The sequence below is a fragment of the Streptomyces sp. NPDC031274 genome (assembly GCF_055570235.1).
On the sequence record NZ_JBVIHP010000418.1, the window covers coordinates 1 to 1,101 of the forward strand.

At 64.1% G+C, this 1,101-nt stretch carries 2 protein-coding genes; one reads left to right on the plus strand and one right to left on the minus strand.

Annotated features, from left to right (window positions below; translation table 11 throughout):
• A partial coding sequence (locus tag ACZ5CR_RS46840; protein WP_468870162.1) for a LysR family transcriptional regulator substrate-binding protein occupies positions 1 to 554 on the plus strand: 554 nt, incomplete at its 5' end.
• A 164-nt stretch (positions 555 to 718) separates the two neighbouring features.
• On the opposite strand, the gene ACZ5CR_RS46845 is transcribed toward ACZ5CR_RS46840, so the two are convergent.
• Positions 719 to 934, minus strand: a complete 216-nt coding sequence (locus ACZ5CR_RS46845) for a hypothetical protein (RefSeq protein WP_468870163.1) — start codon at positions 932 to 934, stop codon at positions 719 to 721.
• Positions 935 to 1,101: the final 167 nt, after the last annotated feature.

The window sequence follows — 1,101 nt, forward strand, 5'->3', positions numbered from 1 at the left end:
GTCCTGGGGCTGCCCGCTACCTCTTGAACGCGCTGCTCGCTGGAGAGTTGGACATGGCCCTGGTGAGCGGACCCGTCGTGGATCCGGGCTTGAGCACACATCCGGTCAGCCGCCGCCCCCTTGGCATCGTCGTGGCAGCCGGAGCCGGATTCGACGGTCGCAAATCGATCCGTCTGGAGGAGCTGGCCCCGCTGGCCTTCGCCATGTACGGAATGGACGACTCCCCGACACTACTGAAACACCTGGACGCCCTCATGCACGACGCCGGAGTGCACCTGCGAGTGATCGTCGAGAACACCATCGGCCTCCCCCATGTCGTCTCCACCGGCCGCGCCTTTACCGTGATCGCCCTCGACGAAAGCGGGGTCGTCAAGCGAATCTTCGAAGACGAACAGGTGCTCTGCCTACCCATTTGCGGCACTCACCTGGAACTGACGACCCTGGCAGCCTGGCGGCGCGACCGGCAGGTATCGGGTGACCCTGTAGGCGTCCTCGCAAACGCCGTGACCGGACTTGCTCTACCGGCACCGACAACAGAGCCGACCTACGGTTGACGCGGAAGTGGGTTTCAAGAGAAGCGATTCGACGACGACTTGTTGCCTGATCCGCAGCGCCTCGTGCAGCCGCTGGCACACCTAAGGGCTCGCAGAGAATCAACTTGCGGGTTTGAGCTTCCTTGAGGGTTGGACGTGGTATGTGTCGAGGTAGGCGGCGACATCTATAAGGCTGTGGAACCTGGCGGTTGAGGGCGGGACGACGTGCTCGGCCAGGAGGGCCCTGCCTCTCGAACGGCCAGCGTGAGCGTGCTTCCGGCAACGCCGAAGAGGCGGGTGGGCAGGTCATGGGTGCCGATCTTGCGCAGGAAGATGACGACGGCCAAGATCCGGTCCACATTGGAGCGCTTGTCCTTGGCGCGCGCCTCGCCGCCCTGCATGAAAATCCGCCATGCTCGTTTTTGCTGTTCAGCGGGGCTGGTGTGATGCGGCGGTGAGGTTCTCGCGCTGACAGGCGGCGTGATCGTCGAGGCGAGATCGTCCGCCCTTCCCGTTCACCGCTGTACTTCGCTGTTCGCGAGGACGAGTAGGGCCCGCAGGAGTGTGG